General features: G+C 59.2%; 28 protein-coding genes and 1 tRNA gene. 20 read left to right on the top strand and 9 right to left on the bottom strand.

Annotated elements, in window-relative coordinates; genetic code table 11:
• The first annotated feature begins 2 nt into the window (after positions 1-2).
• The 17 genes from HBR94_RS10400 to HBR94_RS10320 all read left to right on the top strand — a co-directional run bounded on the left by HBR94_RS10400 (position 3) and on the right by HBR94_RS10320 (position 15266).
• Entirely contained in the window at positions 3-350 is a 348-nt protein-coding gene (locus tag HBR94_RS10400; protein WP_170044713.1) for a DUF3168 domain-containing protein, read from the top strand.
• 8 nt (positions 351-358) lie between these two features.
• Positions 359-826, top strand: coding sequence for a phage tail tube protein (locus HBR94_RS10395; protein ID WP_170044711.1), 468 nt, complete (start codon positions 359-361; stop codon positions 824-826).
• A complete protein-coding gene (locus HBR94_RS10390) occupies positions 826-1296 on the top strand; it encodes a phage tail assembly chaperone (protein ID WP_170044709.1) in 471 nt (156 codons plus the stop codon). The genes HBR94_RS10395 and HBR94_RS10390 overlap by 1 nt, the downstream gene beginning before the upstream one ends.
• Before the next feature lie 23 nt (positions 1297-1319).
• Positions 1320-1625: a DUF4035 domain-containing protein gene (locus HBR94_RS10385; RefSeq protein WP_222932001.1), complete on the top strand. Its 306-nt coding sequence runs from the start codon at positions 1320-1322 to the stop codon at positions 1623-1625.
• Positions 1626-1691: 66 nt separating this feature from the next.
• Positions 1692-2048, top strand: a complete 357-nt coding sequence (locus HBR94_RS10380) for a hypothetical protein (RefSeq protein WP_170044708.1) — start codon at positions 1692-1694, stop codon at positions 2046-2048.
• A gap of 37 nt (positions 2049-2085) precedes the next feature.
• Positions 2086-5463, top strand: coding sequence for a tape measure protein (locus HBR94_RS10375; protein WP_170044706.1), 3378 nt, complete (start codon positions 2086-2088; stop codon positions 5461-5463).
• Entirely contained in the window at positions 5463-5801 is a 339-nt protein-coding gene (locus HBR94_RS10370) for a phage tail protein (RefSeq protein ID WP_170044704.1), read from the top strand. Before HBR94_RS10375 ends, HBR94_RS10370 begins: the two co-directional genes overlap by 1 nt.
• A complete protein-coding gene (locus tag HBR94_RS10365; RefSeq protein WP_170044702.1) occupies positions 5798-6484 on the top strand; it encodes a phage minor tail protein L in 687 nt (228 codons plus the stop codon). Before HBR94_RS10370 ends, HBR94_RS10365 begins: the two co-directional genes overlap by 4 nt.
• 6 nt (positions 6485-6490) lie before the next feature.
• Positions 6491-7243 carry a C40 family peptidase gene (locus HBR94_RS10360; protein WP_170044700.1) on the top strand — a complete coding sequence of 251 codons (753 nt, stop codon included), beginning with the start codon at positions 6491-6493 and terminating at the stop codon, positions 7241-7243.
• Entirely contained in the window at positions 7243-7839 is a 597-nt protein-coding gene (locus tag HBR94_RS10355) for a tail assembly protein (protein ID WP_262381248.1), read from the top strand. Before HBR94_RS10360 ends, HBR94_RS10355 begins: the two co-directional genes overlap by 1 nt.
• 9 nt (positions 7840-7848) lie before the next feature.
• Entirely contained in the window at positions 7849-11760 is a 3912-nt protein-coding gene (locus HBR94_RS10350; protein WP_170044698.1) for a DUF1983 domain-containing protein, read from the top strand.
• 30 nt (positions 11761-11790) lie between these two features.
• The gene (locus HBR94_RS10345) at positions 11791-12186 is read left to right on the top strand and encodes a hypothetical protein (protein WP_092236114.1); all 396 of its coding nucleotides are present in this window, start codon (positions 11791-11793) and stop codon (positions 12184-12186) included.
• Position 12187: 1 nt separating this feature from the next.
• A complete protein-coding gene (locus HBR94_RS10340) occupies positions 12188-12913 on the top strand; it encodes a hypothetical protein (RefSeq protein ID WP_170044696.1) in 726 nt (241 codons plus the stop codon).
• A gap of 38 nt (positions 12914-12951) precedes the next feature.
• Positions 12952-13710 carry a hypothetical protein gene (locus tag HBR94_RS10335; RefSeq protein ID WP_170044694.1) on the top strand — a complete coding sequence of 253 codons (759 nt, stop codon included), beginning with the start codon at positions 12952-12954 and terminating at the stop codon, positions 13708-13710.
• A gap of 2 nt (positions 13711-13712) precedes the next feature.
• Positions 13713-14261, top strand: a complete 549-nt coding sequence (locus tag HBR94_RS10330) for a tail fiber assembly protein (RefSeq protein ID WP_170044692.1) — start codon at positions 13713-13715, stop codon at positions 14259-14261.
• Between the two features lie 61 nt (positions 14262-14322).
• Positions 14323-14748 carry a cell wall hydrolase gene (locus tag HBR94_RS10325; protein ID WP_170044691.1) on the top strand — a complete coding sequence of 142 codons (426 nt, stop codon included), beginning with the start codon at positions 14323-14325 and terminating at the stop codon, positions 14746-14748.
• Entirely contained in the window at positions 14748-15266 is a 519-nt protein-coding gene (locus HBR94_RS10320; RefSeq protein ID WP_170044689.1) for a lysis system i-spanin subunit Rz, read from the top strand. The genes HBR94_RS10325 and HBR94_RS10320 overlap by 1 nt, the downstream gene beginning before the upstream one ends.
• A 34-nt stretch (positions 15267-15300) precedes the next feature.
• On the opposite strand, the gene HBR94_RS10315 is transcribed toward HBR94_RS10320, so the two are convergent.
• The 4 genes from HBR94_RS10315 to HBR94_RS10300 all read right to left on the bottom strand — a co-directional run bounded on the left by HBR94_RS10315 (position 15301) and on the right by HBR94_RS10300 (position 16961).
• Positions 15301-15819: a type II toxin-antitoxin system death-on-curing family toxin gene (locus HBR94_RS10315; RefSeq protein ID WP_169898439.1), complete on the bottom strand. Its 519-nt coding sequence runs from the start codon at positions 15817-15819 to the stop codon at positions 15301-15303.
• Between the two features lie 3 nt (positions 15820-15822).
• Entirely contained in the window at positions 15823-15993 is a 171-nt protein-coding gene (locus HBR94_RS10310; protein WP_169898437.1) for a hypothetical protein, read from the bottom strand.
• A 380-nt stretch (positions 15994-16373) separates the two neighbouring features.
• Positions 16374-16724 (bottom strand): hypothetical protein, encoded by a 351-nt coding sequence (locus tag HBR94_RS10305; protein WP_169898435.1) that lies wholly within the window; start codon positions 16722-16724, stop codon positions 16374-16376.
• Between the two features lie 161 nt (positions 16725-16885).
• A tRNA-Thr gene (locus tag HBR94_RS10300) sits at positions 16886-16961 on the bottom strand.
• A gap of 253 nt (positions 16962-17214) precedes the next feature.
• Here HBR94_RS10300 and HBR94_RS10295 point away from each other — a divergent pair.
• Together HBR94_RS10295 and bcsQ are read left to right on the top strand one after the other, a co-directional pair.
• Positions 17215-18063 (top strand): SDR family oxidoreductase, encoded by an 849-nt coding sequence (locus HBR94_RS10295; protein ID WP_170044687.1) that lies wholly within the window; start codon positions 17215-17217, stop codon positions 18061-18063.
• Positions 18064-18253: 190 nt separating this feature from the next.
• Positions 18254-19105: a cellulose biosynthesis protein BcsQ gene (gene bcsQ, locus HBR94_RS10290; RefSeq protein WP_170044804.1), complete on the top strand. Its 852-nt coding sequence runs from the start codon at positions 18254-18256 to the stop codon at positions 19103-19105.
• Between the two features lie 230 nt (positions 19106-19335).
• Here bcsQ and HBR94_RS10285 read toward each other — a convergent pair whose 3' ends face one another.
• From HBR94_RS10285 to HBR94_RS10265, 5 genes are all read right to left on the bottom strand, one after another.
• Complete coding sequence (locus HBR94_RS10285; protein ID WP_170044685.1) at positions 19336-20559, bottom strand: methyltransferase; 1224 nt, start codon at positions 20557-20559, stop codon at positions 19336-19338.
• Entirely contained in the window at positions 20540-21229 is a 690-nt protein-coding gene (locus HBR94_RS10280; RefSeq protein ID WP_029295855.1) for an ABC transporter permease, read from the bottom strand. Before HBR94_RS10280 ends, HBR94_RS10285 begins: the two co-directional genes overlap by 20 nt.
• A 38-nt stretch (positions 21230-21267) precedes the next feature.
• Entirely contained in the window at positions 21268-21963 is a 696-nt protein-coding gene (locus tag HBR94_RS10275) for an ABC transporter permease (protein ID WP_057437111.1), read from the bottom strand.
• 74 nt (positions 21964-22037) lie between these two features.
• Positions 22038-22790: an ABC transporter substrate-binding protein gene (locus HBR94_RS10270; protein ID WP_170044683.1), complete on the bottom strand. Its 753-nt coding sequence runs from the start codon at positions 22788-22790 to the stop codon at positions 22038-22040.
• A 13-nt stretch (positions 22791-22803) separates the two neighbouring features.
• Positions 22804-23577 (bottom strand): ABC transporter ATP-binding protein, encoded by a 774-nt coding sequence (locus HBR94_RS10265; protein ID WP_057437115.1) that lies wholly within the window; start codon positions 23575-23577, stop codon positions 22804-22806.
• Between the two features lie 553 nt (positions 23578-24130).
• On the opposite strand from HBR94_RS10265, the gene gabP reads away from it, so the two are divergent.
• Complete coding sequence (gene gabP / locus HBR94_RS10260) at positions 24131-25522, top strand: GABA permease (RefSeq protein WP_057437117.1); 1392 nt, start codon at positions 24131-24133, stop codon at positions 25520-25522.
• Positions 25523-25561 lie beyond the last annotated feature (39 nt).

Raw genomic sequence — 25561 nt, 5'->3', positions numbered from 1 at the left:
CAATGATCGAGAAATCCCTCATCGACAGGCTCACGCCTCTGGTCGACGGGCGCGTGTACTTCGGCGTTGCGCCAGAGGATGCCGCCCAGCCTCGCCTGGTTATTCAAACGGTGGGCGCCACCACCGGTTTCACGCTCGCCGGTTGGGATGGCTCCAGCGACCTGACAATCCAGCTCGACGCCTGGGGCGAAAGCTTCCTTCAGGCGTTGACCCTGGCCGGCGAGGCGTTCACTGCGATGACAGCGGACGGCGACGACTTCACCACCGGCAGCGCAGACCGCCTGCCGGACGTATTTGAAAGCGACACCAAACTTTTCAGCGTGAGCTGGGAATACACCCTGCAACCATAGGAGGCCATATGGCCGCTCAAAACCCAACCAGAGCCAAGTTCGTCAAGACGCAGGGTACCGACCTCAGCGTTTCCAAAACCACCACCCTTGACCCTAAGGACGCGACCCTGACCTGGGCCGACCTTTCCGTCACCATTAAACAGCCGCAGTTCCAGGGCGGTCAGTCTGATGAGATCGAGACTACCGTGCTCGCCAGCGTGGCCAAGGAGTTCACTACCGGCCTGGCTGACAATGGCACGTTCAGTATGTCCGGCAACTGGAAGGCGGACGATGAAGCGCAGACCGTCCTGCGTACTGCGCGTGATGATGCGGAGCCTCGCGCATTCAAGTCGGTGTTCAAGGACGGTACCTCCTCGACGTTCCTGGGTCTGGTCACCCAGTTCACCTGGGACGCTGCGCCGAACGGTACCGTGAACGGCACGTTCAACGTGCGCATCACCGGCGCCGTATCCTTCGACCTGCCGGGGGCTCCGTAATGGCCCGGACTAAAGCCGCCGGCGTGGATCTTCGCTCCATGGCGCTGGACCCGATGCGCAACTTCAAGCATGAGCGCCTGACCATCGAAGAATGGGACGGCGCGCAAGTGGTCGTTCGGGCGTTGAGTGCTGGTGACTGGGTTGAGTACCGTCGCCGAGCTTCGTTGGCGGTTGCAGAGGCGCGGCAGGATGCTGGCCTGCCTGTCCAGAACTCAGAAGCCGAGGATGCCGAAGGTGCACCGATTGAGCCTCGAGTAGAAATCCACTCTTCGCCGCTGTACGCGTTTGTCCTGGTGCGGGCGTTGCTCGATGAGAGCAATGCGCGAGTCTTCACGGATGACGACGTGCCAGCGGTCGCTGAGGCCTTCAGCCCGGTGCATGACCGCCTTGTCGGTAAGGTGTTCGAGTTGAGCGGCGTTGCTGCTGGTGCCGGTGCAGAGGATCCGGTGGACGCAGCGGGAAAAGGCTAAGGGAGGAGCCAGAGTTGGCGTTTATGCTGACTCTGGCCCTCCGGCTTGGTATGACGCTTCAGGATCTGCGCGAGCGGATGAGCGCTGAAGAGCTGTTCCTCTGGATGTCCTACAACCAGGAGTCGCCATTGAGCGATGCCCGTGGCGATATTCAGACCTCAATCATAGCTGCGTCGGTGTTCCAGGCCCAGGGCGCCAAGGTTTCGGCTGTTGACCTCTTGCCGAAGTGGAGGGAAGAGCCAGAACAAGTAATAGATGAGGCGGCCCAGGCTGAGGAGGGGGTTGAGCTGTTCAAGGCTTTCCTGATGGTCAAAGCTGCTGAAATTTGATGGTCGCCTTTAAAGTAACGTCGGTGGGCCATGGTAGATTCTGCTGTTTTGCCAAGGAGAACTACCTTGAAAAGATTGTTAGCGCTGTTCGCTGGCGTGCTTGTTGGTTGCGGCAACTCAGAGAGAGCTGACTCTGAAGTTGTTATTGATGAGTCCGCTCTTTCCACTTACTCAAAAGAGCACTACCCGAAAACCTACGAGCAGTGGGGGGAGAGTGGCGTAGACCGCATTAAGGCTGTAGAGAGGTCTGCTTTGATGAAGGCCGCTAAACAGCGTATTTGCGACAGGGTCGAGTATGTGGGGCTTTCCGAACAGTTGAGCAGTCCGCCGTCCAAAATTGTTGTATATGCCGACTGTCTAAATCGATGGCGTTTTTACATCGATGGCGATTCAAATATTCTCAGCAGTGAGAGAACAAAATAACCCGCCTCGGCGGGTTATTTAATGCCTGGAGAAATGTATGGCAGGGCAAACGCTGCGCTCTCTGGTTGTCAGTGTCTCTGCAGAGACAAGCGCTTATCAGCGCGAAATGGCCCGGGCTGGTCGTATGGGGCAGAACTACCTTCGCACCATCACCACTGGCAACAGGGATGCTACTAGCTCCTGGCGATCTCAGGAGGCCGCCGTCCGCGCCCAGGGCACGGCAATGCAATCTCTCACCTCAACAGTTGGAAGTTATGCCGCCGCCATGGCCGGAGCACTGGCTGTTGGGAACATAATTCACCAAGCTGATAGCTGGAATCAGGTTAACGCGCGACTAAAACAAGCATCTACAAGCACTGATGACTTTGCTGTCAGTCAGAAGTCGCTGTTTGAAGTAAGTCAGCGCACCGGCACAGCCTTTGCCGACAACGCAAACCTGTTCAGCAGATCTTCTGCGTCGATGAGGGAGTTTGGCTATTCGTCGAGCGATGTTCTTGGCGTGACCGAGGCCCTGGCCTTGGGGCTACAACTTTCTGGGGCGGGCGCCGCCGAGTCTTCCTCGGTTATTACGCAGTTCTCCCAGGCGCTCGGCCAAGGGGTATTGCGCGGCGAGGAGTTCAACGCCGTCAACGAAAATGGCGATCGAGTGATTCGAGCGCTTGCAACTGGTATGGGCGTTGCTCGGAAAGACCTCAAGGCCATGGCCGACCAGGGATTGCTGACCATCGACAAGGTGGTACCTGCGTTAATCAGCCAGTTAGGCGCATTGCAGGGAGAGTTTAAGGATTTGCCCGGCTCGGTAAGTCGAGCTACTACAACCGTCAGTAACTCATTCCAAGCTTGGGTTGGCGGGATGGATGGGGCGACTGGCAGCACCAAAATACTTGCCCGCGCGGTTACGTTTGTTGCTGAAAACATGGACGTACTTGCGGCCTCGGCGCTCACCGTTGGGGCTGCTTATGGTGGTCTGAAAGCGGGAGATTTGATCAAGAGTCTATGGGCTCAGGTCAGTGCTATTCGGGAAGCAAACTCAGCAGAAATCGGGCGTAGCAGGGCGCAGCTTGACTCCGCCAATATGGCGGTTAGGCGCGCTGCAGCGGAGACTGTGGCTGCGAATGCTCAGGTTGCTGCGACAAGATTTACTGATGGGCATGCAGCCGCTCTTAGCCGGTTGCGTATCGCCAGGCTTGCCGATGCGCAGGCTGCTGCTGCACAAACTGCAGCTCAGTCCGCACAATCAGCAGCGACATCGCTGGCTGGGCGTGCTGGGGCGGCTCTTCTTGGTGTGATGGGCGGCCCTGCCGGACTTGCACTGACGGTCGGCGCGGCGGCTGCCAGCTACCTTCTGTTCAGTGATAACAGCGAAAAGGCCAGAAAGGCCACGGTCGACTTGAAACGTCCGGTCGAGGAGTTGCGCAAGGAGTTTGCAGAGCTGGGCAAAGAACAGGCCCGGTACAAGCTGGACGGCGTTATCCAGCAGAAGGCCGACGCTCAGGTGGCGGCACAGAAAGCGCTGCGGGAGATTCGCGCCGCTGCCCAGGGCAATGACAAGTGGGGCGACACTTACACCGCCACTCCAGTTCAGCGGGATCGGGCAGTGACCGACTTCAATCGTCGGATAGCTGGTGGCCAGGACATTGACTCAGCAAGCCAGCAGTTGGTCACGGCTATTGGCTCCAACAAGGAAATGACGAAGGCCATCAACGAGTCGGCTTCTGCATATGGCGAAGCAATCAAGGCCTCTGGTGACTATGGCGACGTTGCCAATATGCTCACGGCGCGCCTGAACGATGTTGCAGTTGCCGCCGGCCAGGCCGGCGCAGGTCTCAAGAAAATTGAAGGCCCGGACCAGAAAACCATTGATGGCTGGACCAGCTATTCCAAAACCCTGGTCGAGCGGCTGAATTCCGTTCGAGATGGCGGCGATCTGGTTGGCGAAGTAAATCGTCGCATTGAGCGGGAAGGTGTCGATCCTGCTACAGCGGAGGGCTGGCGAATTCTTGCCGGCGCGATCAAGGGCTCTGAAGCGGCAGCCAAGGCATCCGAGGAAGCGCAGCAGAAGGCGAAAAAGGCATCTGAGGATATCCAGCGCCAAGCGGAGCAACTCAACAACGCATACAAACAAACCCTGGCGAACCTCACCCAGCAGGTTGCCTTGTACGGAGAGACCACGGAGCTGGGGCGTCTTCGGTACGACCTTACTACTGGTGAGCTTTCCAAGCTGACCGAAAAAAACAAGGTCATGCTTGAAGGCAAGGCTATTGAGTTGGACGCGCTTAATGCCCGAAAAGCCTATGACGGTTTGATGGCTGGCCTGCAAACAAAAGAGCAGGCGCTGCTGGCCACCACGAAAGAACGGATGCAGGTGCTGGAAACAGCCAATCGAGCAGGGAAGCTCAGTTCGGACGATTACCGCGCCGGTGCTGATGCAATCTCGAAAGCCACTGTTACCGAGGCGCCAGAGTTCGGGGGCATCGATTCCTCGGTGGGCGGGCCTTCCGGCGAGCTGGTCAAAATCGCTGAAGCTGAGGCGGCACTCAAGAAGTGGCACGACAAGCAGTTGGCGATGCAAGCCGATCTGCGCGACCAGATCCTGGCGGACCAGCAAAGCACCAACGAGCAGAAGCTGGCCGCCGAGCAGCAGTACCTGGATCGCGTCGTTGAGATCAATCAGTCCAACCAGTCACGCCTGTCTGATATCCAGGGGGCGTACAAGGTGGCTGTTATTGGCACCTTCAGCGAGTTGTCGGGCCAGGCCGCAGACATGGTTGGCAAGATCGCTGGCGAGCAGTCCGGCGCCTACAAGGCTCTGTTCGTGGCGCAAAAGGCGTTTGCAGTTGCGTCGATCATCATGAACGCCCAGATCGCCGCAGCGAAGGCGCCGGCGGAACTGACCATTTTGGGCGGTATCCCTGTCGGTGCGGCGCTGCTTGCGGCTGGCTATGCCAACGCGGGCATGGTTGCCGGCATGGCCTTGGCCGGTTTTTCGGAGGGCGGTTACACAGGGCCGGGCGGCAAGTTCGAGCCCAAGGGGGTCGTCCACGGCGGTGAAGTGGTGATCCGCAAGGAAGTGGTCGACCAACCCGGAATGAAGGATTACCTGATAGGCCTGAACCGCAGCGGTAAGCCTGGCTATGCCAGCGGCGGGTTCGTTGGTAGCCCGGGTATCTCGCCTGCGTTCACCGCACCCTCTGTTGCTGCCGGTGCAGGCTCTGGTGCTGCGCCGGAGATCCACCTGCATATCAATGGCGATGGCTCTGGCGGTGCTGTCAACGCGCCAGAGGGCTATGAGCAGATGGGCCTGGCGCTGTTGGCCACTGCCCGATCAGAAATGCCGAAGATCGCCCGGCAGGTGATACAGCAGGAGAAGGGCCAAAACGGCCTGCTTGATCCAAACAATCGGAGAAACAGCTGATGGCAGAGGTATTCACCTGGTCGCCACGGGTTGGTGCGTCTGGTGATGACCAGACCGACAACCTCGAATCGAAGTTTGGGAACGGCTACAGCCAGCGCCTGTCGGTCGGCATCAACAACGTGTCTGGCGCCTACGCGGTGTCGTTCACGGGTGGCGAGGCCTACATCAAGTCGATTCGGGATTTTTTCAAGCGGCATAAGGGCGCAAACCACTTCTTATGGGCGCCGCCGCTTGAGGATCAAGGCGCCTACATCACTACCGGTGGCTGGCAACTGCAAACTCACGGTAGGAAGAAATACACCCTAAGCACCACCTTCCAGCAGGTATTCAACCCATGATCACCTTGGACAACCAGAAGCTGGAGCCGGGCGCGATTATCCAACTGATCGAGTTGGATGGTGAGGCGCGGGGCATGGGTATCTTGCGATACCACGCTCACCAGCAGTCGACCCCGATCATCTGGAAGGGGGAGGCATACCTGCCCAGGCCTTACGAAACGGGCGGCTTTGGGCGCAGCGTTGAGGGCAACAACTCAACGCCGATGCTGAAGATCAGCAACATCGACGGCACGATCACTGCGTTGTGCCGCCAGTTCCAGGGGATGAGCGGCGTCAAGCTGACGGTGCGGCAGACCTATGCCAAGTACCTGGACGCCGCGAACTTCCCCGAGGGCAACCCCACGGCCAGCCCCATGGAAAAGCTGGATATCTCCTACATCAATCAGGTGACCAGTTTGTTGCGAGAGGAGGTTGTGTTTTCCCTGGCGCCGCCGACGGCGGTGAAAGGGCAGATGCTTCCAGGCGGCTTGATCATGAACCGCTGCGAGTGGTGCTTGTGGGGCGAGTATCGCGGGCCCGACTGCAACTACACCGGCATCAAGATGTTCGACCTCGACGGCAACCCGGTAACTGACCCTGCGCTGGATCGCTGTAACGGACTCCCGAGTGCCTGTGAGATGCGACACGGGAAAGGAAACCCGCTGCCATTTGGTGGTGCGCCGGGCGCTTCGCTTATTGGATAGGCAACCATGAATAAAACGATGCTGAAACAGATCCAGGCCCACGCCGCTGCTGAGTTTCCCAAGGAGAGCTGTGGTGTGGTGATCCGCGAGGCGGGGCGCCTGAAGTACGTCCCGTGCCGCAACGATGCCAAGACCCCGAGCGAGCACTTCATCATCAACCCTGGCGACAAGTGCGATGCAGAGGATCGCGGCGAAGTGGCAATGATTATTCACAGCCACCCCGACGTGCCTCCCATGCCGAGCATGGCCGACCGTGTCAGCTGTGAGTTGCACGAAAAGCCCTGGGGCATTGTGAGCTGGCCGTCTGGGGAGTATTTCGAGTTTAAGCCCTGCGGGTACCAGGCGCCCTTGGTCGGTCGAGAGTTCGGCCATGGCCTGCTCGACTGCTACGCCCTGTGCCGCGACTACTACGAGCGCGAGCATGGGATTGAACTGCCGAACTACCCGCGCCGGGATGGCTGGTGGAACGACGGTGAAAGCCTCTACGAAAAATACTACGAGGATGCCGGGTTCTATCCGGTCTCGATGCCGCGCAAGGGCGACATGATTGTCATGCAGATCAACGCTGCTGCACCGAACCACGCTGGCATCTATCTGGGTGACGGCCTGCTGGCCAGCGATCCGGATCTACACCCGGCCCCGGGCACCTTCCTGCATCACCGCTACAACAAGAAATCCACCCGCGACGTTTACGGCGGCATGTGGGCCGACTACACCGTGCTGATTCTTCGGCACCAACGAGTGCCGGAGGTTGACTGATGGCCATGAGAACAACGGTTCGCCCGCAGCCTCTGGTGGTGCTGGTGATGCTCTATGGCGTGCTGGGTGCCCGGTTCGGGCGCGTGCATCACCTGGCCGTCGCGTCTTGTGCTGAGGCCGTCCACGCCTTGTGCGTGAAAATCCCGGGCTTCAAGCGCTTTCTGAGGTTCTCCGAAGAGCGCGGCCTGACCTATGCAGTATTTCGTGGCAAGCAGAACCTCGGTGAAAACGAGATCGAGATGCGCCAGGACACCGTTGAGCCTATCCGCATTGCGCCAATCGTGATTGGGAGCAAGGGCGGCGGGCTGTTCGCAACCATTGCCGGCTTGGCCCTTGTGGTAATTGGGGCGATTACCCAGCAGTACTACCTGGTGGCAGCGGGCGCCGGCCTGATGATTGGCGGTATCGCCATGAGCATGTCGCCCTCACCGTTGGGGGTGCTGGATAAGGAGGGCGACGGCAACAGGCCTTCATATGCATTCGGTGGCGCGGTTACCACGATGGCTCAAGGCCGTTGCAAGCCCCTGCTCTACGGTGAGCGCGATATCGGCGGCTCCCTCATCTCGGCCGGCATCTTCTCGGAAGACCAGCAGTAAGGAAAACCCATGACCAAGACCGCAACAGCGCCCGCTACCAAGCGCCGGCGCCGGCCTGCTGCTGCCCGCGTTATGGGCGGCAAAGGTGGTGAGAAGAAGCCATACACCCCATACAAGGCGCCAGACAGTGCGCTGTCGGTCGCCACGGTCAAGCTGCTGTATGCCTTGAGCGAGGGGCCGATTGTTGGCCCGGTCAATGACAGGCAATCGATCAAGCTCAACGGTACGCCTCTGATCTCGCCGGACGGTAGCGAAAACTTCCCGGGCACGATCTGGGATTTTCGTCCAGGCACCGTGGACCAAGAGCATATCGCTGGCTTCCCGGCTATCGAAAACGAGGCCTCACAAGGCCTACCGGTTGAGCTGAAGTCGGACAACGCCTGGACGCGTGCCATTACCGATCAGCAGTTGTCGGCGATTCGTATCCGTCTGTCCTGGCCGCAGATCTGGCAGGTCAAGACCAACGGTGACCAGATTGGATATCGCATTGATTACGCCATAGATCTATCCGTTGATGGCGGTAGTTATCAGACAGTTGTGTCAGCCACGCTGGACGATAAGGGCACCACGGAGTACGAGCGCACCCACCGGATTGACTTGCCGGAAGGTTTCACGAGCGCGCTTGTGCGTGTTCGCCGGCTCACACCGAACCGCAATGACTCAAACTTCGCCGACCTCATGCGGGTCAAGGGCCTGACCGAGGTCATCGACAAAAAGCTGCGTTATCCAAACCTGGCCCTGGGCGGCCTACAGTTTGACGCCAAACAGTTTCAGGACACGCCAAAGTTCAGCGCGCTGATGCGCGGACGGATCGTTCAGGTTCCCACCAACTACGACCCGCAAAGCCGGACCTACACTGGGGATTGGAACGGCACGTTCAAGCTGGCCTACACCAATAACCCTGTTTGGGTTTGGCGCGACCTGCTGTTGCACCGCCGTTATGGCCTGGGCCGTCGCATCACCGCTGACATGGTCGATCACTGGACTCTCTACGAGATCGGCCGTTACTGCGATGTGATGGTGTCCGATGGCAAGGGCGGCTTGCAGCCCCGCATGACGACCAACGTTTACATCCAGGATTCGATAGAGGGCTATGCGCTGCTGTCGGACTTGGCCAGCGTGTTTCGTGGCAGCAGCTGCTGGAACGGATCCAAGGTCACCATGGTGGCTGACATCCCGGGCAATGAAGACGGCTACGTCTTCACCCGTTCGAACATCATCGGTGAATTTGAATACGTTGCTGCTGCTTACCCTGACCGGCACACCCGGGCCAAGGTGGCCTGGGACAACCCGGAGAACGAGTTCAAGACCCAGCCGGCCCCTGTTACCAATGACGAGCTGATCGGTTCACTTGGCCACCGGATGCTCGATATCTCCCGCTTCGGCTGCACCGTCGAGGGCGAGGCGATCCGTCACGGGGTCTGGGCGCTGAAGTCCGAGCAGTACGAAGAGTGGTCTGTCAGCTTCACTACCGGCATGGAAGGCCAGAACGTTGAGCCTGGCCAGATCATCTGCGTGGCTGATGAGATGTTCTCGGGGCGTCCGAACGGCGGGCGTATCAGTGCGGCCACCAGGCGCGTCATCACCTTGGATATCGATGCCGAGGTGCATGAAGAGGACCGGCTGATCCTGAACCTGCCAAGCGGCAAGTCAGAGGGTCGGATCGTCAAGTCGGTCTCTGGCCGCCTGGTCACCGTGATGGCTGACTATTCGGAGCTGCCTGAGCCCGAGTGCAGTTGGTCCGTGGAAAGCGCTGACCTGGCTGTGATGCGCTTTCGAGTGCAGACCATCGAGCCTCAAGGCCTGCACCAGTTCAAGATCGCCGCGACTCAGCACGAACCGCTGAAGTTTCCGGCCATCGACACTGGCGCCCGGATTGATCCGCAGCCCACCAGCGTTCTACCGCCGGGTGTCATGTCGCCGCCGGCGAACATCACCCTGGAGGCGCGCAGCGTCGTGTCGCAGGGGATTGCGGTTACTGGCATGCGCATCACCTGGGACGCTGTTCCTGGGGCGACCGCGTACAATGTGGAGTGGCGCAAGGACAGCGGGAACTGGGTGCGTCTGCCGCGTACCGGAAACCTTGGCGCGGAGGTAGAAAACATCTACAGCGGGCGTTATGTCGCCCGGGTGAGTTCGGCCAACGCTATGGATGTGACCTCAATCTGGGGTAGCAGTCCAGAGGTCGAGTTGACCGGCAAGGTCGGCTTACCGCCGGCAGTGGCGTTCCTGACCACCACCAGCCTGGTCTATGGCATCGGCATCCAGTGGGGTTTTCCACCAGGTGCAGAGGACACCCAGCGCACGGAGGTCTGGTATAGCGAGTCGCCGGACCTGACGACGGCCGAGAAGCTGAGCGATTTCAGCTACCCGCAGGCCAAGCATGAAATGCACAGCCTGCTGGCGGGGGCGAGCCTGTTCTTCTGGGCGCGCCTTGTGGACCGTACCGGCAACGTCGGGCCGTTCTTCCCGATCCCTGGCGCGGTCAATGGCCAGGCCAGTTCGGACCAGACCGAGTACGACAAGTACTTCGCCGACAAAATCGGCAAGGGTGCGCTGTATCCAAGCCTGCGAGAAGAGATCGACCTGATTTCGGGGGATGGCCCTGATTCGGTCAATGAACGGCTGAAGGAGGCCAAGGCAGAGTTGGAGGGGCTGCTGGGCCAGATTACCGGGGCGGAGCCGTACGATCCCACGAAACCCTACACCGCCGGCGCATTCACGCAAAAGGATGGGCACCTGTACCAGGCGACTGGCCCGGTACCGGCCGGCGAAGCGCCGCCAAACCCGCTGTACTGGAAGGACATCGGCACGATCCTGCAAACCACCAACGCGCTGGCCCAGCAGGTTCAACTGGTCACCAGCATGATTGAGGAGATCGAGGGCCAGGTGGTGGCCACCGCGACATCGGTTGAGGCATTGCGCTCGGCCGCCCGTGGTGATGATGGCGCGGGCGATCTGGCGGACGCGGTGAAAGGCTGGCAATCGACAGCTGACCTTGGGATTGAGAAGCGCACGCGAGCTTCTGAAAGCGATGCAATGGCGCGGCAACTGACCACGCTCAACGCCAGGGTAGGGGCGAACCAGTCCGGGCTGACCGTGCTGGAGCAGGTGGTGGCCACCAACAAGCAGACGGCAGCCACCCAACTGACGCAGCTCAAAAGCGACCTGGAGTTGACCGAGGGGAAGGTGGCCGGCAACGCCCAGGCCATTACCGGCCTCGACACAAAGGTCACCAACCTCGACGGCAAGGTCACGTCTCAAGCGTCCAGCAATGAGGCGCTGCGGGCTTCGGTGCGCGGCGATGATGGTTCCGGCGATCTTGCCGGCGCGATCAAGGCCTGGGAGTCGACAGCCAGCTTTGAGGTCGAGAAGAAGGTGCAGGCTACTGCGACTGAGGCGCTGGCCAAGAGGACGGAAACCCTGCAGTCGAGCATCGGCCAGACAAGTGCATCTGTGCAGGCTGTCAGCGAGACCGTGGTCCAGCTCGACGGCAAGGTGTCTGCCCAGACCACCATGAAGGCTCAAACCATTGTGGATGGTCGTAAGGTGGTGACTGGGCTGGCGTTTGGTTCGGATGGTGAACAGTCGGAGTTCTTGATTTTTGCGCAGCGATTTGCAGTCGTGAACGAGATCGACGGAACAGTCATCCCGATGTTTGTGGTCCAGAACAATCAGGTTGTGTTCAACACCGCGATCATCAGCAAGGCGCTCATCCAGGAGATCATCCTGGGCATGACGCTACGATCTGAGGATGTCGACTCCAGAGGTCGGCCATTGCTGGAAATCAACGTGAAGTCAGGCACATTCGCACTTCGTGGCGATGGTACTGGCGGATCGATTCTGCTCAATAACAACGGCCTTGCTGTGTATGACGGTAATGACGTGCGTCGGACTATGACCGGCAATCTAAGGCTTTGACTGGGTTGAAGTTGCAGGGGAGGTGTGGGCATGGACTTTGGTTTAAGTGTGTTTGACGCTAACGGCGTTAAAACATTAGGTATGGAGGATTTCACCCTACAGAAGTTGGCGGTGTTGATAGTCCCGGCTGCAACTGGTGGCGGAAGAGGTTCTAACTATGAGTACATCCTTATGGATGTTCCAGGCTATGATCCCGCCACCTGCTTTGTCACGATCACTCCCAAAGTTTACGCGCCGTATGATCAGCCTGGTTACCCTGATACTTGGGGTGGCTTACCGACTTACACAAACTTGGGCGGGACAAGAATTGCGATTTACACACAAATCAATTACCGCGAGCCGGACGGTGGTGGTGGCGGGAAAAACCGCGAGATGTGGACGCGCAATGTTGTGGAGAGCGTCGTAGAAGTGGTCAAGGTAAATTGATATGGATGACTACGGTTTTGTAGCTGTAAACGATCACGGATCTGTCAGCATCAGCAGCGTGTACAAAGTACTGGTGTTCTCCGAGCGAGGGCAGTTCAGAATCCAGTCTCGCTACACTGACAAGGAAGGCAAAGGGCAGTTTACCTTTGCCAAACCTATTCGCACCGTGGAACCGCCCCAAATATTTTTGAGGACGATATCGGCATCACACGCCAGCCTTGGGCTGTATACCTCCATTGAAGGATCTTCCGGTAACTGGACCGGGTTTCATGTCACATCAGCAGTTCGGGGCGGAAGCGTGTTGCAAGACTATTTAATGGAGTTTGTGTCTTGCAAATATTCCGACCAAAGCAGTTCATCTGAATACGGACTTGAAGTGCGCGATGCGCAAAACCGGATCATGTTTGTGTCCAGTGATAGGGTTGTTCGTTATGGGAAGTTCTCAAAGAACTGGACTATTGGCAGAGGGACCTTTGTCGATATCTACTACAGCGATGTAACGGTTGATGCTGATGATTTTATAAGTGTGTCAAGTCTTGATCGAGGAATTATGTGGTTTGCAAACGCCTCGAAATATGCGGGCATCACAATTTTAGAGGGCGGAGTTCAGGTTTTGCATATTTTCAATCAGAAGCACTACTTGGAACGATTCTACTGGCAAGGATCGGATGGCTTCTGCCTAAGTATTCCCGTCTGTAAATTTCCAATAGAACGCTACTACAACTAATTTCAAGTGCCGATGTGGGCACTCAACTGGAGAAACCTATGGCTTCTTGGTTTTCAGAAGGGACTGTGAGCGTGCAGAACGGGAGCCTGACAGTAACGGGCGTTGGCACCAAGTTCTCGAACTGCCGTGCCGGGGATATGTTTGTCGGCCCTGACCAGGGCATCTATCAAGTGATCAACCCCGCAAGCGATACGTCGCTTGCCATTTCGCCGGCGTACCGTGGGCCGGCCGTTGGCGGCGCCGGGTACGGGATCGTGCCCGTCAATGGCTACCCCAAAGCCCTGGCCGACGCGGTGAACCAATTTGTTCAGCAGTGGGGCGCCACGCTCGCGGGCCTGGGTGATGTTTCCACTCAGGATGTCGTGCCGGTGGCCATGGGCGGTACTGGTGGCAGAAACCAGGTTGAGGGGCGCTCAGGCCTGGGGCTGGGCACTGCGGCGACAGCGGCCGTGACCGTGGGCAATAGCGACACCACCGGCGGCCGAGTGCTGAAAGTCGGTGATTTTGGCGTTGGTGGGGATTGCGTAATCGTCTCTGACTGGAACGATGCTTATAACAATCTTGGTGGCGCCTTTATCGCCGGCAATGCTGTCTCTCCTGGTGGCACCGGAGAAGCGATTAACGCAACCGGTATCAACCTCAGGCGCGGGGGCCTGGTGGGTGCCCAGTTGATGATTTACAACGGCGATAACCGACTCTTCTTTCGATCTGCGTTCGGCGGGTTCGCCCCATGGGTGCAGGTCTACCACACCGGTAACACCACTCGTATGGCCGACAACACGCTGAGGGCGATCTGATCATGGCAAGAGCAGCAATTAACATCACCGGCACGGGTGAAAAGTTTGATTTCGTCTCGCTGGGCGGGACCGAGGTGACCTGTTATCGCAAGGGCATGGGCGTCTACTGCGTCACCGGCACGCAGGGCATGGTCCCATTTCCACCCATCGATCAGGGCTGGGGCTACGGGCTCCACCCAGCAGACAGCCCCGCCGAGGTGGACATTGACTTTGATGACGGCCTGCTCACGGTCACCGTGACCAAAGATGGCAAGCCGTACGATCTGAAGGTCATGATCACGCTGCACATCTTGGTGCCGGATCTTCCCCGACAGGAAGAGCTGCCGCCGCCGGCGCTGGATCCTGTGGTGGCTGCACAAACCCAGATCGCGCACCTGCGAGCCGAGGCGGATTACGCAATCGCGCCACTTCAGGACGCCGTCGATATCGACGAAGGGACCGAGGCAGAGCTGGCGACCCTCAAGGCCTGGAAGAAATACCGAGTGGCGCTGAGCCGTGTGCCTGAGCAGGACGGTTACCCACTTGCCATTGATTGGCCCGCCGCGCCGTAGCGCCGCCCAGCCGTTCACCACACCCGCCATCGAGCGGGTTTATTTTTGCCTGGAGAAAAGCATGACCACTTCCGATAAAGACCGGGACATCCTGGCGCGCACGCTCTGGGGTGAAGCCCGTGGTGAGGGTATGGCCGGACAGATCGCCGTGGCCTGGACCATCCGCAACCGCGTGTTCGACGGCAAGGCCAAGTCCTGGTGGGGGGAGGGCTACGCCGGCGTGTGCCTGAAGCCATGGCAGTTCAGCTGCTGGAACCAGAACGACCCTAACTACGCCTACCTCAGTGGCGCCAAGCCGATCCCGGCCGCGCAGTTCGCCCAGGCCCAGCGTGCTGCTGACCAGGTGATGTCCGGTGCGGTACCGGATCCAACCGGCGGCGCCACGCACTACTACGCAACCACGATGCCCAAGGCCCCGGCCTGGGCGGCGAAGGCCAAGCAGACGCTGCGCCTCGGGCATCACATCTTTTTCAAGGATGTGCCGTGATGACGCCCGTGCAGAAGCTGGCCGGGCTGGTGGTGCTGACCCTGGTGCTGATGGCCAGCGCCGCCGGCGTTACCTGGCAGGTGCAGGGATGGCGAATGGGAAAGATGCTGGCCGAGCAGGCCGGCCTGCACCAGGGCGAGCTGGACAGGATCAGCGCGGTGGCCATCAAGCAAGTGCGCGACGAGCAGGACAGGCGCCTGGGCCTGGAGAAGACGCTGGCCACCTCCGATCAACAACACACCCGAGAACTTTCCGATGCTCAACGCAACCAGGCCCGCTTGCTTGACCGCCTTGCTACTACTGATTTGCGGTTGTCAGTCCTTCTCGACTCCACGGATTCAGCCAGTGGCTGCAACGTGCCTGCCGCCCCCGGCGCCATCGGCGTGGTTCATGGAGCCCGTCGAGCCCAACTTGACCCAGCGCATGCTCAACGAATTATCGCCATCACCGATGCCGGCGATAGAGGATTGATCGCGCTGCGGGCGTGCCAGGCGTATGTCAGGGGTGTTTCAAAATAGGGGTTTGTGTTCGTTCGGCAGGACGCCGGGGGAGTTAAGGGGATGCGGTCTTATTCCCGGGGCCGACGAGAGTCGCGGCAAACATCTCAAGCCAGGCATCCGGGGCGTTGAGGTTTCTGGTATCGAACTCGCGGCCCCAGTGAGCGAGCCAGTTCTCCAGATCATCCCGAGAGTATTCGTTGTTTGCCACACCAAGCATGATTTCTACAAGCTCATGTCCGGGAGCTGTTAACTCATACCCATTCATCAGCAGAAACAGCACGCCGGAAGCAGCGGCCGTTCGCTTATTTGCGTTTGAAAAAGGATGGTTTTTGATCAAGCTCTCCATCAGGACTGATGCGAGACAATACATGTCGCAATTGCGCTCGTAGTACCGGTACTGAGCAGGTCGCTGCTGAGAGGAGCCCAATTCATTAGGCTTGATTACGCCGATCATTTCTCCAGGCGTCTGGATGGAGATCAGCCGCTTGTTGATCCAGATTAGCGCTTCAGGAGTGAGATATCGAATCCCCTCCTGAATTTCGCCGAATGCCGAAAGATCTTTAGGCGGCACGGATCAGACCTTGGCGAGTTCCTCGAAGGCTTTTTCGTAGCGCTCGAATGCCATGCAGAAGGCTTTTTCGATTTGAACCTGGTACTCGCCTTCAGCCGGACGTGCAGATGCCACTCGCGATTTGTCGCGCTGCGGAATATAGATACGGTCGGTTTTTTTCAGTGCGTGTCCCACGATTCTCTCCTCGTCCCGGCTGATTGCCGGGCATGCCATAACTATAGGCAGAAATGGTCTTCGTTGCGCCATAAAACATAATTTATGGCCCACCTAAAGTGGGGGCCGATTCTTCATATGTCAACGCATGAAGTCAATGAAAAATAACTATGATAGCGCCCGTTCGTCATTTGACTTGCCTTCACACAGAGTGTATCGGCAGCCGTTTCGGTATCTGAATGCGCTAACGAACGCATTCATAGCATCTGACAGCAACCTCGATCAGCAGTTCGTAAAATTGACTATTTGATCAAGATTTCAGCCTGGTCGCTGAAAATACGGTCTAAGGCTGTGACGACTTAGCTCGACTTCATTGGTCGAAATAAGTGCTATCCATGCGCTCAATTTCTAGGTCCGGGTGAAGGCCTAGGCTTCAAGTCCAGCGACAAATGCTCATTTTCTCTGCGGAGTAACCTGGCCAGATACTCCAGCCAATCCGCGATGGCTTCGGCAGCAGCCGGTCGGTCTTCTGGCTCCCAGGACATTAGGTGTTCTTCCAGTAACTCCTGAAGGTCTAGGTCTTCACCTGCTTGATGTATGAGGTTGAGCAGAGGGGAGCGGTCCGAAAGACCTGACTCAATGGCAGCGTCCACAATGTCCATTGTATTGAGCGAGATGAAAGGACGCGCGCCTTCTTCTGCTTCGCGCTGGTCAGGAACTTCAAACGTGACTTTGATTTTTCCGGAAAGCATGTTCGTCCTTTTTCTATCCATGACCGAATGTCGGGAACTGGCTGTGGATAATTGCTGAAGACGGGGTAGCCTGCAATGCGGGCTGCTATTGAATTGTACGTCTATTTGTACGTTTGGCAGAAACAACAAGGCCCCGCATTGCTGCGAGGCCTTGTTTTGTATGGTGCCGGCACCAGGAGTCGAACCCGGGACCTACTGATTACAAGTCAGTTGCTCTACCAACTGAGCTATACCGGCGTGTTAGGGCGACGATTATAGCGATTGGAAAGGTTCTGTAAACCCCTGAATTCTGACTATTTTTCAGAACGTGGTTTTTCCGCTGCCGGTCGCACGCTCCAGCGCTTTGGCAAAGGGTGATGCGTGCCGGTGCCGAGGCCTTGGGGTGGCGTGGGGCTTGATACGCAGAAGGTATCAAACCGCCCCTTGATCAGTATTAAACAACGCCGTTGTTCATTGCTAAGTTGAGGTGGCACTCAATGAGGAAAAGCCAATGAATTTCGCAGGGAAAACCGCCGTTATCACCGGCGCAGGCCGTGGCTTGGGGTTTATCTATGCACAAGCACTGGCCCAGCGCGGGGCCAATGTGGTGATCAGTGATATCGGCGCCGATAACCTCGGTTCGGGAAGCGACAACGCTATCGCCCTGGACGCGGCACGCCGCCTTGAGGCCCAGGGGTTGAGCGCGGTTGCTCATCAGGGGGATTTGTCCAGCGAGCAAGGCTGTCGGCAATTGGTCGAGATGGCCATCGCGGCGTTTGGGCAGTTGGATATCCTGATTCATAACGCCGGCTGGGTGGGTTATCAATCCATTGAGGAGGCGGACGCGGCGTTTATCGGGCGTGCGCTGGGTATCAATGTCTATGCGCCCATCTGGCTATGCAAACATGCCTGGCAATACCTCAAGCCATCCACTGCCGCGCGGGTGGTGCTGACGTCGTCTGATCGGGCGATGTACCAGCAATATGCCCAGCCCGGGCTGGTGGCCTATGCGGCGGGCAAGATGGCGCAATTGGGCATCATGAATGCCCTGAGTATGGAAGGCGCGAAGGACGGGATCCTGGTCAATGCGGTGTCGCCGGTGGCCAAGACGCGCATGTGGGGCATCGAGGGTGAGCCGGACAATCTCAAGCCGGAGTGGGTGGCGCCGGGGGTGGTGTTCCTGGCGTCGGGGCAATGCCAGGACACGGGCTACATTCTGCGCGCCAGTAATGGTCAATTTACCGCGACGCGGTTTGTCGAGAATCAGGGGGTGGAGTATCCCGTCGACCTGGCGCGTGTGAGTGCGTCCAGTGCCGAGCACGTTGCGCAGCAGTGGGAGCGCATAAAGCAGAGTCACTAGATTGACTCTTGACCGCTCGTCTAAATGAACATGATAAAAAACACCAAAATAATGACACCTCCTCCGACCTGTCCCAGACTGCCTGAACAACATGTGCGCCCATGCTCTGCAAGCGGTGCCGGGACAAGGAGGGGCTGTGAGCCAGGCCGACGAAGGTTTTGCAAAGCATGCTATCCGTCAGGATCACCCGATGACGGCGACATTGCAGTTCTTCGAAGACACCCCCATCGACGACGCGCCTTCCCCTGCGGAGCAACCCCAGCCAATCGACGCTTCAGCAAAACGCCCACGGGTGGTGGTGTTGGCCTCGGTCAATGGTGGGGTGGGCCGTAGCACGCTGGCGACGGCACTGGGCAGCGGCTTGCAGCGCCTCGGGCGGGCGGTGACGGTGCTGGAGCTGGATCCGCAAAACGCCCTGTACCTGCACTTTGACCTGCCCCAGGGCACCCCGGGCCTCGGTCGTGCCAGCCTGTGTAATCAACCTTGGGATCAGCTCGCCCAGCCCGGTTTCTGCGGCTGCCAGGTGGTGGTCTTCGGCGAGACCGATATGCAGCAGCAGGAAGACCTGCAGCGCTGGCTCAAGCAGGACCCGGAGTGGCTGGCGCAGCACTTGTCACGCCTGGGTTTGCGTGAGCAACACACGGTCATCATCGACACCCCTGCCGGCAATAATGTTTACTTGCACCAGGCCTTACGCGTCGCCGATACCGTGGTGGTGCTGGCCCTGGCAGACGCGGCGTCGCTGGGCACGCTGGAGCAGATGCAGCGCTTGTTGGCGCCGTATCTTGCGCGCCCGTCGGCGCCACGTTGCCTGGTGTTGGTCAACCAGCTGGATGAGGGTAGTGCCTTCAGCCTGGATATGCTGGACCTGTTCAGGCAGCGTCTTGGGGAAGGTGGCGTGGAAGTGATCCATCGTGACCCGCAGATCAGCGAGGCGCTGGCCTTTGGCGAGGACCCTCTGGATAACGAGGCCGCGAGCCTGGCCTGTGACGATATCCATGGGCTGTGCCAGTTACTGGATGGCCCTCCAGGCGCGGCCTGAACCACGTCTTATACGGTTAGGCGCAAATGCTTATGCACAATTTGTTGGTCGCACAAGTGTTGAAACAGTCATTTTGTGAAGATGTTCTCATTACGCTGCAACTGCCTGTTTTGCGTGCGTTTTATTTTGTGAACAAATAATGACCAGTCAGCATTTGTGCCTGTGGCGCCCGTCTTTACGGCACTCGACAGAATTTCATCAACAGACTTATCCACAGGGCGTCCTGCCCTTTAATCGCGCTCGGCGAGCACCATCAGGTTGCGCGGGGTCAGTGCTGTTTCGCAGAAGCGGCCTACTTGAGCCTGGTAGCCGTTCTCTTGAAGAAACAGTGCCCGATCCAGAACCAGCCACATTTCCAACGGGCGGCGAAACAGCCCACGCACCAACTCCAGGTTTCGTACCTGTGCCAGGCGTTGCCAGCCGTGCTGCTCCAGCGCGGCCCAGTCCTGCTCGCCTGTGGATAACCCCTTGAGCGCCGCCAGGTGCTGGCAGTAGTCAGCGAAGGACCGATGCAGCCATTCGCTGGGCAACGAAGGCGTGGGCAGATACTCATCGCACCCGCGCAGCTGCCGCTGCAACTGATCGAAACCCAGGCGCCGGGCCATGGAGGTGTCGCGTTGCAGGCGTACCCGCAAGCCGGCGGTGACGGTTTCGCTCAGGGGCAGGCCGAGGTCTTCCCGCGACAAACGCAGCGCCGAGGCGCGGGCCGGGGCCGACAGCGCCTGGTACTGCTCGCTACTGATGCGGTTGTAACAGCAGGGCGCCACGGCCAGGTGCTTGCAGCCGGCGGCGCTGGCCAATTGCAGCAGGCGTACGTGCAGATCGCCACAGGCGTGCAGGGCGACGGGGGTGTGTTCGCCGCGCAGTTGTTGCACGGCGTCCTCGGCCATCACGTCTTGTGGGTGGTGGCGGGCGGGCATTTGATGATGGTCACTGAGGGCCTGGCCTGCGGCGATCAGCGCCGGGTCGTACTCCAGGCAGGTCAGGTGTTGCCCCGGTTGCAGCAGCCGCCGGCCGAGGTGGCCTTTACCGGCGCACCAGTCGAGCCAATGGGTGGGGCGCTCGGCAAACTGCAGAGCGCTGCCAAACGCCTCGATTTGCTGCCATTTACGCCCCGGTACATCGACATTCAGGCGCGCCGACGGCGCATGCAGCGCGCCCGTCGGTAACTTATCCACAGCACTGAGCTGGGCGGCCAGCTGCGCCCATTGGGGAAACGGCGCTGGGGCCTGGAGTTCGGTGGGCAGGTTATGGCTGCTTTCGGCTTCTGCCAGGGAGCGCCGGCGCAACCATTGGGCCAGCGCTGGATGCTGGGCCTCCCAAGGCAATTGCAGATGGGTGAAGGGCCGTGGTCGCCACAGCCCTTGATGTTCGGTGAGGAACGCATCCAGCGCGAGAAAACGGGCCAGCAGTCGCTCGCCCATCAACCCGCTGTCAGCGTCCCTGGCAGGCATCGACCCGCAACCAGCGTTCCAGCAGCTTGAAGCCGCGCACCAGCACATAGGCCATCAGCAGGTAGAACATCCCGGCGGCAAAGAAGATCTCCACCGGCAGGTAGGTGCGGGCAATGATGGTGCGGGCCATGCCGGTCAGTTCCAGCAAGGTCACGGTACTGGCCAGGGCGCTGGCCTTGAGCATCAGGATCACTTCGTTGCTGTAGGCCGGCAGGCCGATGCGCGCGGCACGCGGCAGGATGATGTAGAACAGCGCCTTGGGCTTGGACATGCCCAGCGCCCGCGCCGCTTCGATTTCCCCGGGCGGGATGGCCTGGATCGCGCCGCGCAGGATCTCCGCGATGTAGGCGGCAGTGTGCAGGGTCATGGTGACGGTGGCGCACCAGAACGGGTCCCGCAGGTAGGGCCACAGGGCGCTCTCGCGCACGGCGTCGAACTGCGCCAGGCCGTAGTAGACCAAAAACAGCTGCACCAGCAGCGGTGTGCCACGGAAGAAGAAAATGTAGCAGTAGGGCAGGGTGCGCACGTACCACAGGCGCGAAGAACGGGCGATGCCCAGGGGGATCGCCAGCAGCAGCCCGGCGATGACCGCGATGGCCACCAGTTCCAGGGTCAGGGTTGCGCCCTGGGCCAGTCGTGGTAGCCACTTGATGATCACGGCCCAGTTCAGGCCCAGGTCGAAATGCGACAGCCAGCTGTAGTCGCCGTTCATTGCGTGCTCCTCGCAAAGCCGCGAGCGGCGCGTTTTTCCAGGAAGTACATGCCGACCATGGCCAGGACGGTGAGGCCCAGGTACATGAAGGCCGCGACCATGAAGAAGGTGAAAGGCTGCTTGGTAACGGTCACGCCGATTTGCGCGTGGCGCATGATTTCTTCCAGGCCGATCACCGAGACCAGCGCGGTGTCCTTCATCAAAATCATAAACAGGTTGCCCAGGCCCGGCAGGGCGATGCGCCACATCTGCGGCATGATCAACCGGGTGAAAATACGCAGCTTCGACAGGCCCAGGGCGATGCCCGCTTCACGATGGCCTTTGGGGATCGCCAGGATCGCGCCACGAAACACTTCGGTGGCGTAGGCGCCAAAGCACAGGCCCAGGGCAATCACGCCGGCAGCGAAGGCGCTGAGCGACAGGTCGGGGTTACCGAAGAACTCCCCGAGGGCACGCATCATATTGACCGTGCCGAAATAAATCAGCAGGACCCACAGCAGTTCGGGAATGCCCCGGACAATGGTCGAGTAAGCGCCGCCAAGCCATTGCAGGAACTTGTACGGGGAAGTCTTGGCCAAGGCGCCGGCCAGGCCGAGCACCAGCCCCAGGCATAACGCCGTGAGTGCCAGTTTGACGGTCATCAGCGCGCCGGCAGCGAGTGCGGGGCCGAATCCGTAGAGATCGAAATTCATGGTTTTTTCATATCGCGCAAGGCTTGCGAAAAGCCGGCGCGCTCAAGCGAGCGCGCCGGACTGGCCAATCAGGATCATTCGATGCTGAAAGGGAAGTACTTGTCGTTGATCTTCTTGTAGGTGCCGTCGGCCTTGATTTCCGCCAGGGCCTTGTTCAGGCGCTCGCGCAGTGGGTCGCCTTTGCGCACGGCGATGCCGATCTTGTCGCTTTCTACAACCGGATCGCCTTTGAACTCGTAGGCCGAACCGTCTTTGCTCTTGAGCCATTCGTATTGCACGTACTTGTCGGCGAGCATCCCGTCCAGGCGGCCGGACGTCAGGTCGAGGTAGGCGTTTTCCTGGGTGTCATAGAGCTTGGCGGTGGTGTCTGGCAGTTTGTCTTCCAGGTAGGTACCGGCCAATGTCGCGCGCTGGGCACCGATGATCTTGCCTTTGAGGTAGTCGGCGTCGGTCTTGAAGTCTTTGATGGATTTGGCCGCGATGAATTGCAGCTTGTTGGAGTAGTACGGGTCGGTGAAATCAACGGCCTGCTTGCGCTCGTCGGTGATCGACAGCGACGACACCAGGAAGTCGAACTTCTTGGCGTTCAGGGCCGGGATGATGCCGTCCCAGTCCGAGACATACACTTCGCACTTCTCGACTTTCATCTTGGCGCACAGGGCGTCGCCGATGTCTTTGTCGAAGCCGACAATGTTGCCGCTGGCGTCTTTATTGTTGAAGGGCGGGTAAGCCGCCTCGATCCCCATTTTCAAAGTCTCGGCCATGGCCGTGGCGCTGAACGCCATGGAAACGGCGGCGGCCAGGAGGAATTTTTTATAGTTCTGCATGCATGTTGCTCCGTTAGCGGTTGCTGGACATGAATTGTTTGCAGCGCGCCGAAAGCGGGTTGTCAAACACCTGCTGTGGCGATCCTTGCTCTTCGACCAGCCCCTGGTGGAGGAACACCACTTCGCTGGACACTTGGCGGGCAAAGCCCATTTCGTGGGTGACCAGCAGCATGGTGCGGCCTTCTTCGGCCAGTGCGCGGATCACATTAAGTACTTCCTGAACCATTTCCGGGTCAAGTGCCGAAGTGGGCTCATCGAACAGAATGACTTTAGGTTGCATCGCCAGGGTGCGGGCGATGGCCGCGCGTTGTTGCTGGCCACCAGACAATTGCGCCGGGTAGGCGTGGCGTTTGTCGCCAATGCCCACCTTGGCCAGCAGCGCTTCGGCCACTTCGATGGCTTCGGCCTTGCTCTGGCCGAGCACGCGGCGTGGGGCCTCGATGATGTTGTCGAGGATGCTCATGTGCGGCCAGAGGTTGAAGTTCTGGAAGACAAAACCGATTTCGCTGCGCAGGCGATTGATCTGCTTGCCGTCGGCGGCCATCAGCTCGCCGTTTTTCGCGGCCTTGAGCTTGAGCTCTTCGCCGGCCACCAGGATCTGGCCCTGGTGCGGGTTTTCCAGCAGGTTGATGCAGCGCAGGAATGTGGACTTGCCGGAACCGGACGAACCCAGGATCGAGATCACATCGCCGTCGCGAGCGGTCAGCGAGATGCCTTTAAGCACCTCCAGCTCACCATAGCGTTTATGCAAGTTGCGGATTTCAAGCGCGGGCGCGGCCAAAGCCATGTGCGGTCCTCATTGTGTTCATTGCGTTCCTGCTGTTGGGTCGCCTTCCTGGCGTGGCGCCAAGCTAGCATAGCGTTCGGATGACAGCCAACAGCGCCACGGGCGTTAAACAGGCGGTGTGTGACAGGTTGTCGCATCGGCACAGTAGCGTGTCGCGCCATCAACAACCGAACAGCCGTTTTAACCGATAAACCCGTGGCAGTCGCGTAAAAAAGGGCGCGATGGTGCCAGCTTTGGCCGGGTGTTGGAAGGGTTAAACGGGTAAACGGCACCTATCGGCCCTTTAATTGGGCGTCACTGACTTTTTGTGTGTGTTTTTGGTGCGCTCATTCGTTCTTGAAGTGAGTCGACCGGTAACGCTGTGGCGGATTGCCAGTAATCTCAATGGCTTGCGAGCGTTGATGGATTGTCCTACAGGCCGCGTCAACCTTGGCTTTGTAACATTTTGGCGCAAATCTTGCGTAAAAAATAAAGAACGCCCCGTTTGTTTCTTTTCACGAAGACTCAGCAAACCGGGTGGACCGAATACGCAATTCCTCGCAAAGGTGTGTCAATGAGTAGTACGCAAAGCTCCAATGACCTCGAACAGGGGCTCAAACCGCGGCATGTCACCATGTTGTCGATTGCCGGTGTGATCGGCGCCGGTTTGTTTGTCGGCTCCGGCCACGCGATTGCGGCAGCCGGGCCTGCCGTGCTGCTGGCCTATGCCGCAGCCGGTACGTTGGTGGTGCTGGTGATGCGCATGCTGGCCGAGATGGCCGTTGCTTCGCCAGACACCGGTTCATTTTCCACCTACGCCGACCGGGCCATCGGCCATTGGGCCGGCTTTACCATCGGCTGGCTGTACTGGTGGTTCTGGGTGCTGGTGATTCCCCTGGAAGCCAACGCCGCCGCAACCATCCTGCATGCCTGGTTCCCCGATGTGGCGATCTGGGCCTTCACCCTGGTCATCACCCTGCTGCTGACCGCGACCAACCTGTTCAGTGTGAAGAACTATGGCGAGTTCGAGTTCTGGTTTGCCCTGATCAAAGTGGTGGCGATCATCGGTTTTGTGATCCTCGGCGTATTGGCGATCTTTGGCTTGCTGCCGGGCAGCCAGGTCAGCGGCGTCTCGCACCTGTTCGACACCCAAGGCTTTTTGCCCAACGGCATGGGCGCGGTGCTGGCGGCGATTCTGACCACCATGTTCTCGTTCATGGGCACCGAGATCGTGACCATCGCGGCCGCAGAGTCGAAGAACCCTGGCCAGCAGATCACCAAGGCCACCAACTCGGTGATCTGGCGGATCGGCTTGTTCTACCTGGTGTCGATCTTCATCGTCGTGGCCCTGGTGCCATGGAACGATCCGACCCTGGCAGCCGTTGGTTCCTACCAGACTGTGCTGGAACGCATGGGCATCCCGAATGCCAAGCTGATCGTCGACCTGGTGGTATTGGTCGCCGTGACCAGCTGCTTGAACTCGGCGCTGTACACCGCGTCGCGCATGCTGTTTTCCCTGGGCCGTCGTGGTGATGCGCCGGCAGTGGCCAAGCGCACCAACAAGAGCGGCACGCCTTACTGGGCGGTGATGCTGTCTACCGGCGCGGCGTTCCTCGCGGTGTTCGCCAACTACGTGGCCCCGGCGGCGGTGTTTGAATTCCTGCTGGCCAGCTCCGGCGCGATTGCGCTGCTGGTGTACCTGGTGATTGCCGTGTCGCAACTGCGCATGCGTCAGAAGCGTACAGCGGCGGGCGAGAAGATTGCCTTCAAGATGTGGCTGTTTCCGGGCCTGACCTATGCGGTGATCGTGTTTATCGTCGGCGCGTTGACCATCATGCTGTTCCAGGAAGCGCACCGGGTGGAGATTATTGCGACCGGTGTGTTGAGCCTGCTGGTGGTGTTGGCGGGGTTGCTGGTGGCGAGCCGGCGCCGGGCCCAGAAGTTGGGGGCTGCGGTGCTCAACTGACGAGTTGAAATGCTTGCTGCCTGGCACCACAAAGCACTG

This window comes from Pseudomonas sp. WS 5412, assembly GCF_012985615.1.
GTDB lineage: Bacteria > Pseudomonadota > Gammaproteobacteria > Pseudomonadales > Pseudomonadaceae > Aquipseudomonas > Aquipseudomonas shahriarae.
This window is presented reverse-complemented; position numbering and strand designations above follow the sequence as displayed.

Coding starts and splice junctions, on each gene's coding strand:
- HBR94_RS10305 (WP_169898435.1), bottom strand. CDS start 16,724: ATGCTTTCCGGAAAAATCAAAGTCACGTTTGAAGTTCCTGACCAGCGC.
- HBR94_RS10330 (WP_170044692.1), top strand. CDS start 13,713: ATGGCAAGAGCAGCAATTAACATCACCGGCACGGGTGAAAAGTTTGAT.
- bcsQ (WP_170044804.1), top strand. CDS start 18,254: ATGACGGCGACATTGCAGTTCTTCGAAGACACCCCCATCGACGACGCG.
- HBR94_RS10265 (WP_057437115.1), bottom strand. CDS start 23,577: ATGGCTTTGGCCGCGCCCGCGCTTGAAATCCGCAACTTGCATAAACGC.
- HBR94_RS10295 (WP_170044687.1), top strand. CDS start 17,215: ATGAATTTCGCAGGGAAAACCGCCGTTATCACCGGCGCAGGCCGTGGC.
- HBR94_RS10335 (WP_170044694.1), top strand. CDS start 12,952: ATGGCTTCTTGGTTTTCAGAAGGGACTGTGAGCGTGCAGAACGGGAGC.
- HBR94_RS10355 (WP_262381248.1), top strand. CDS start 7,243: ATGGCCATGAGAACAACGGTTCGCCCGCAGCCTCTGGTGGTGCTGGTG.
- HBR94_RS10360 (WP_170044700.1), top strand. CDS start 6,491: ATGAATAAAACGATGCTGAAACAGATCCAGGCCCACGCCGCTGCTGAG.
- HBR94_RS10285 (WP_170044685.1), bottom strand. CDS start 20,559: ATGCCTGCCAGGGACGCTGACAGCGGGTTGATGGGCGAGCGACTGCTG.
- HBR94_RS10350 (WP_170044698.1), top strand. CDS start 7,849: ATGACCAAGACCGCAACAGCGCCCGCTACCAAGCGCCGGCGCCGGCCT.
- HBR94_RS10365 (WP_170044702.1), top strand. CDS start 5,798: ATGATCACCTTGGACAACCAGAAGCTGGAGCCGGGCGCGATTATCCAA.
- HBR94_RS10390 (WP_170044709.1), top strand. CDS start 826: ATGGCCCGGACTAAAGCCGCCGGCGTGGATCTTCGCTCCATGGCGCTG.
- HBR94_RS10370 (WP_170044704.1), top strand. CDS start 5,463: ATGGCAGAGGTATTCACCTGGTCGCCACGGGTTGGTGCGTCTGGTGAT.
- HBR94_RS10320 (WP_170044689.1), top strand. CDS start 14,748: ATGACGCCCGTGCAGAAGCTGGCCGGGCTGGTGGTGCTGACCCTGGTG.
- HBR94_RS10340 (WP_170044696.1), top strand. CDS start 12,188: ATGGATGACTACGGTTTTGTAGCTGTAAACGATCACGGATCTGTCAGC.
- HBR94_RS10395 (WP_170044711.1), top strand. CDS start 359: ATGGCCGCTCAAAACCCAACCAGAGCCAAGTTCGTCAAGACGCAGGGT.
- HBR94_RS10345 (WP_092236114.1), top strand. CDS start 11,791: ATGGACTTTGGTTTAAGTGTGTTTGACGCTAACGGCGTTAAAACATTA.
- HBR94_RS10325 (WP_170044691.1), top strand. CDS start 14,323: ATGACCACTTCCGATAAAGACCGGGACATCCTGGCGCGCACGCTCTGG.
- HBR94_RS10385 (WP_222932001.1), top strand. CDS start 1,320: ATGCTGACTCTGGCCCTCCGGCTTGGTATGACGCTTCAGGATCTGCGC.
- HBR94_RS10400 (WP_170044713.1), top strand. CDS start 3: ATGATCGAGAAATCCCTCATCGACAGGCTCACGCCTCTGGTCGACGGG.
- HBR94_RS10375 (WP_170044706.1), top strand. CDS start 2,086: ATGGCAGGGCAAACGCTGCGCTCTCTGGTTGTCAGTGTCTCTGCAGAG.
- HBR94_RS10275 (WP_057437111.1), bottom strand. CDS start 21,963: ATGAATTTCGATCTCTACGGATTCGGCCCCGCACTCGCTGCCGGCGCG.
- HBR94_RS10270 (WP_170044683.1), bottom strand. CDS start 22,790: ATGCAGAACTATAAAAAATTCCTCCTGGCCGCCGCCGTTTCCATGGCG.
- gabP (WP_057437117.1), top strand. CDS start 24,131: ATGAGTAGTACGCAAAGCTCCAATGACCTCGAACAGGGGCTCAAACCG.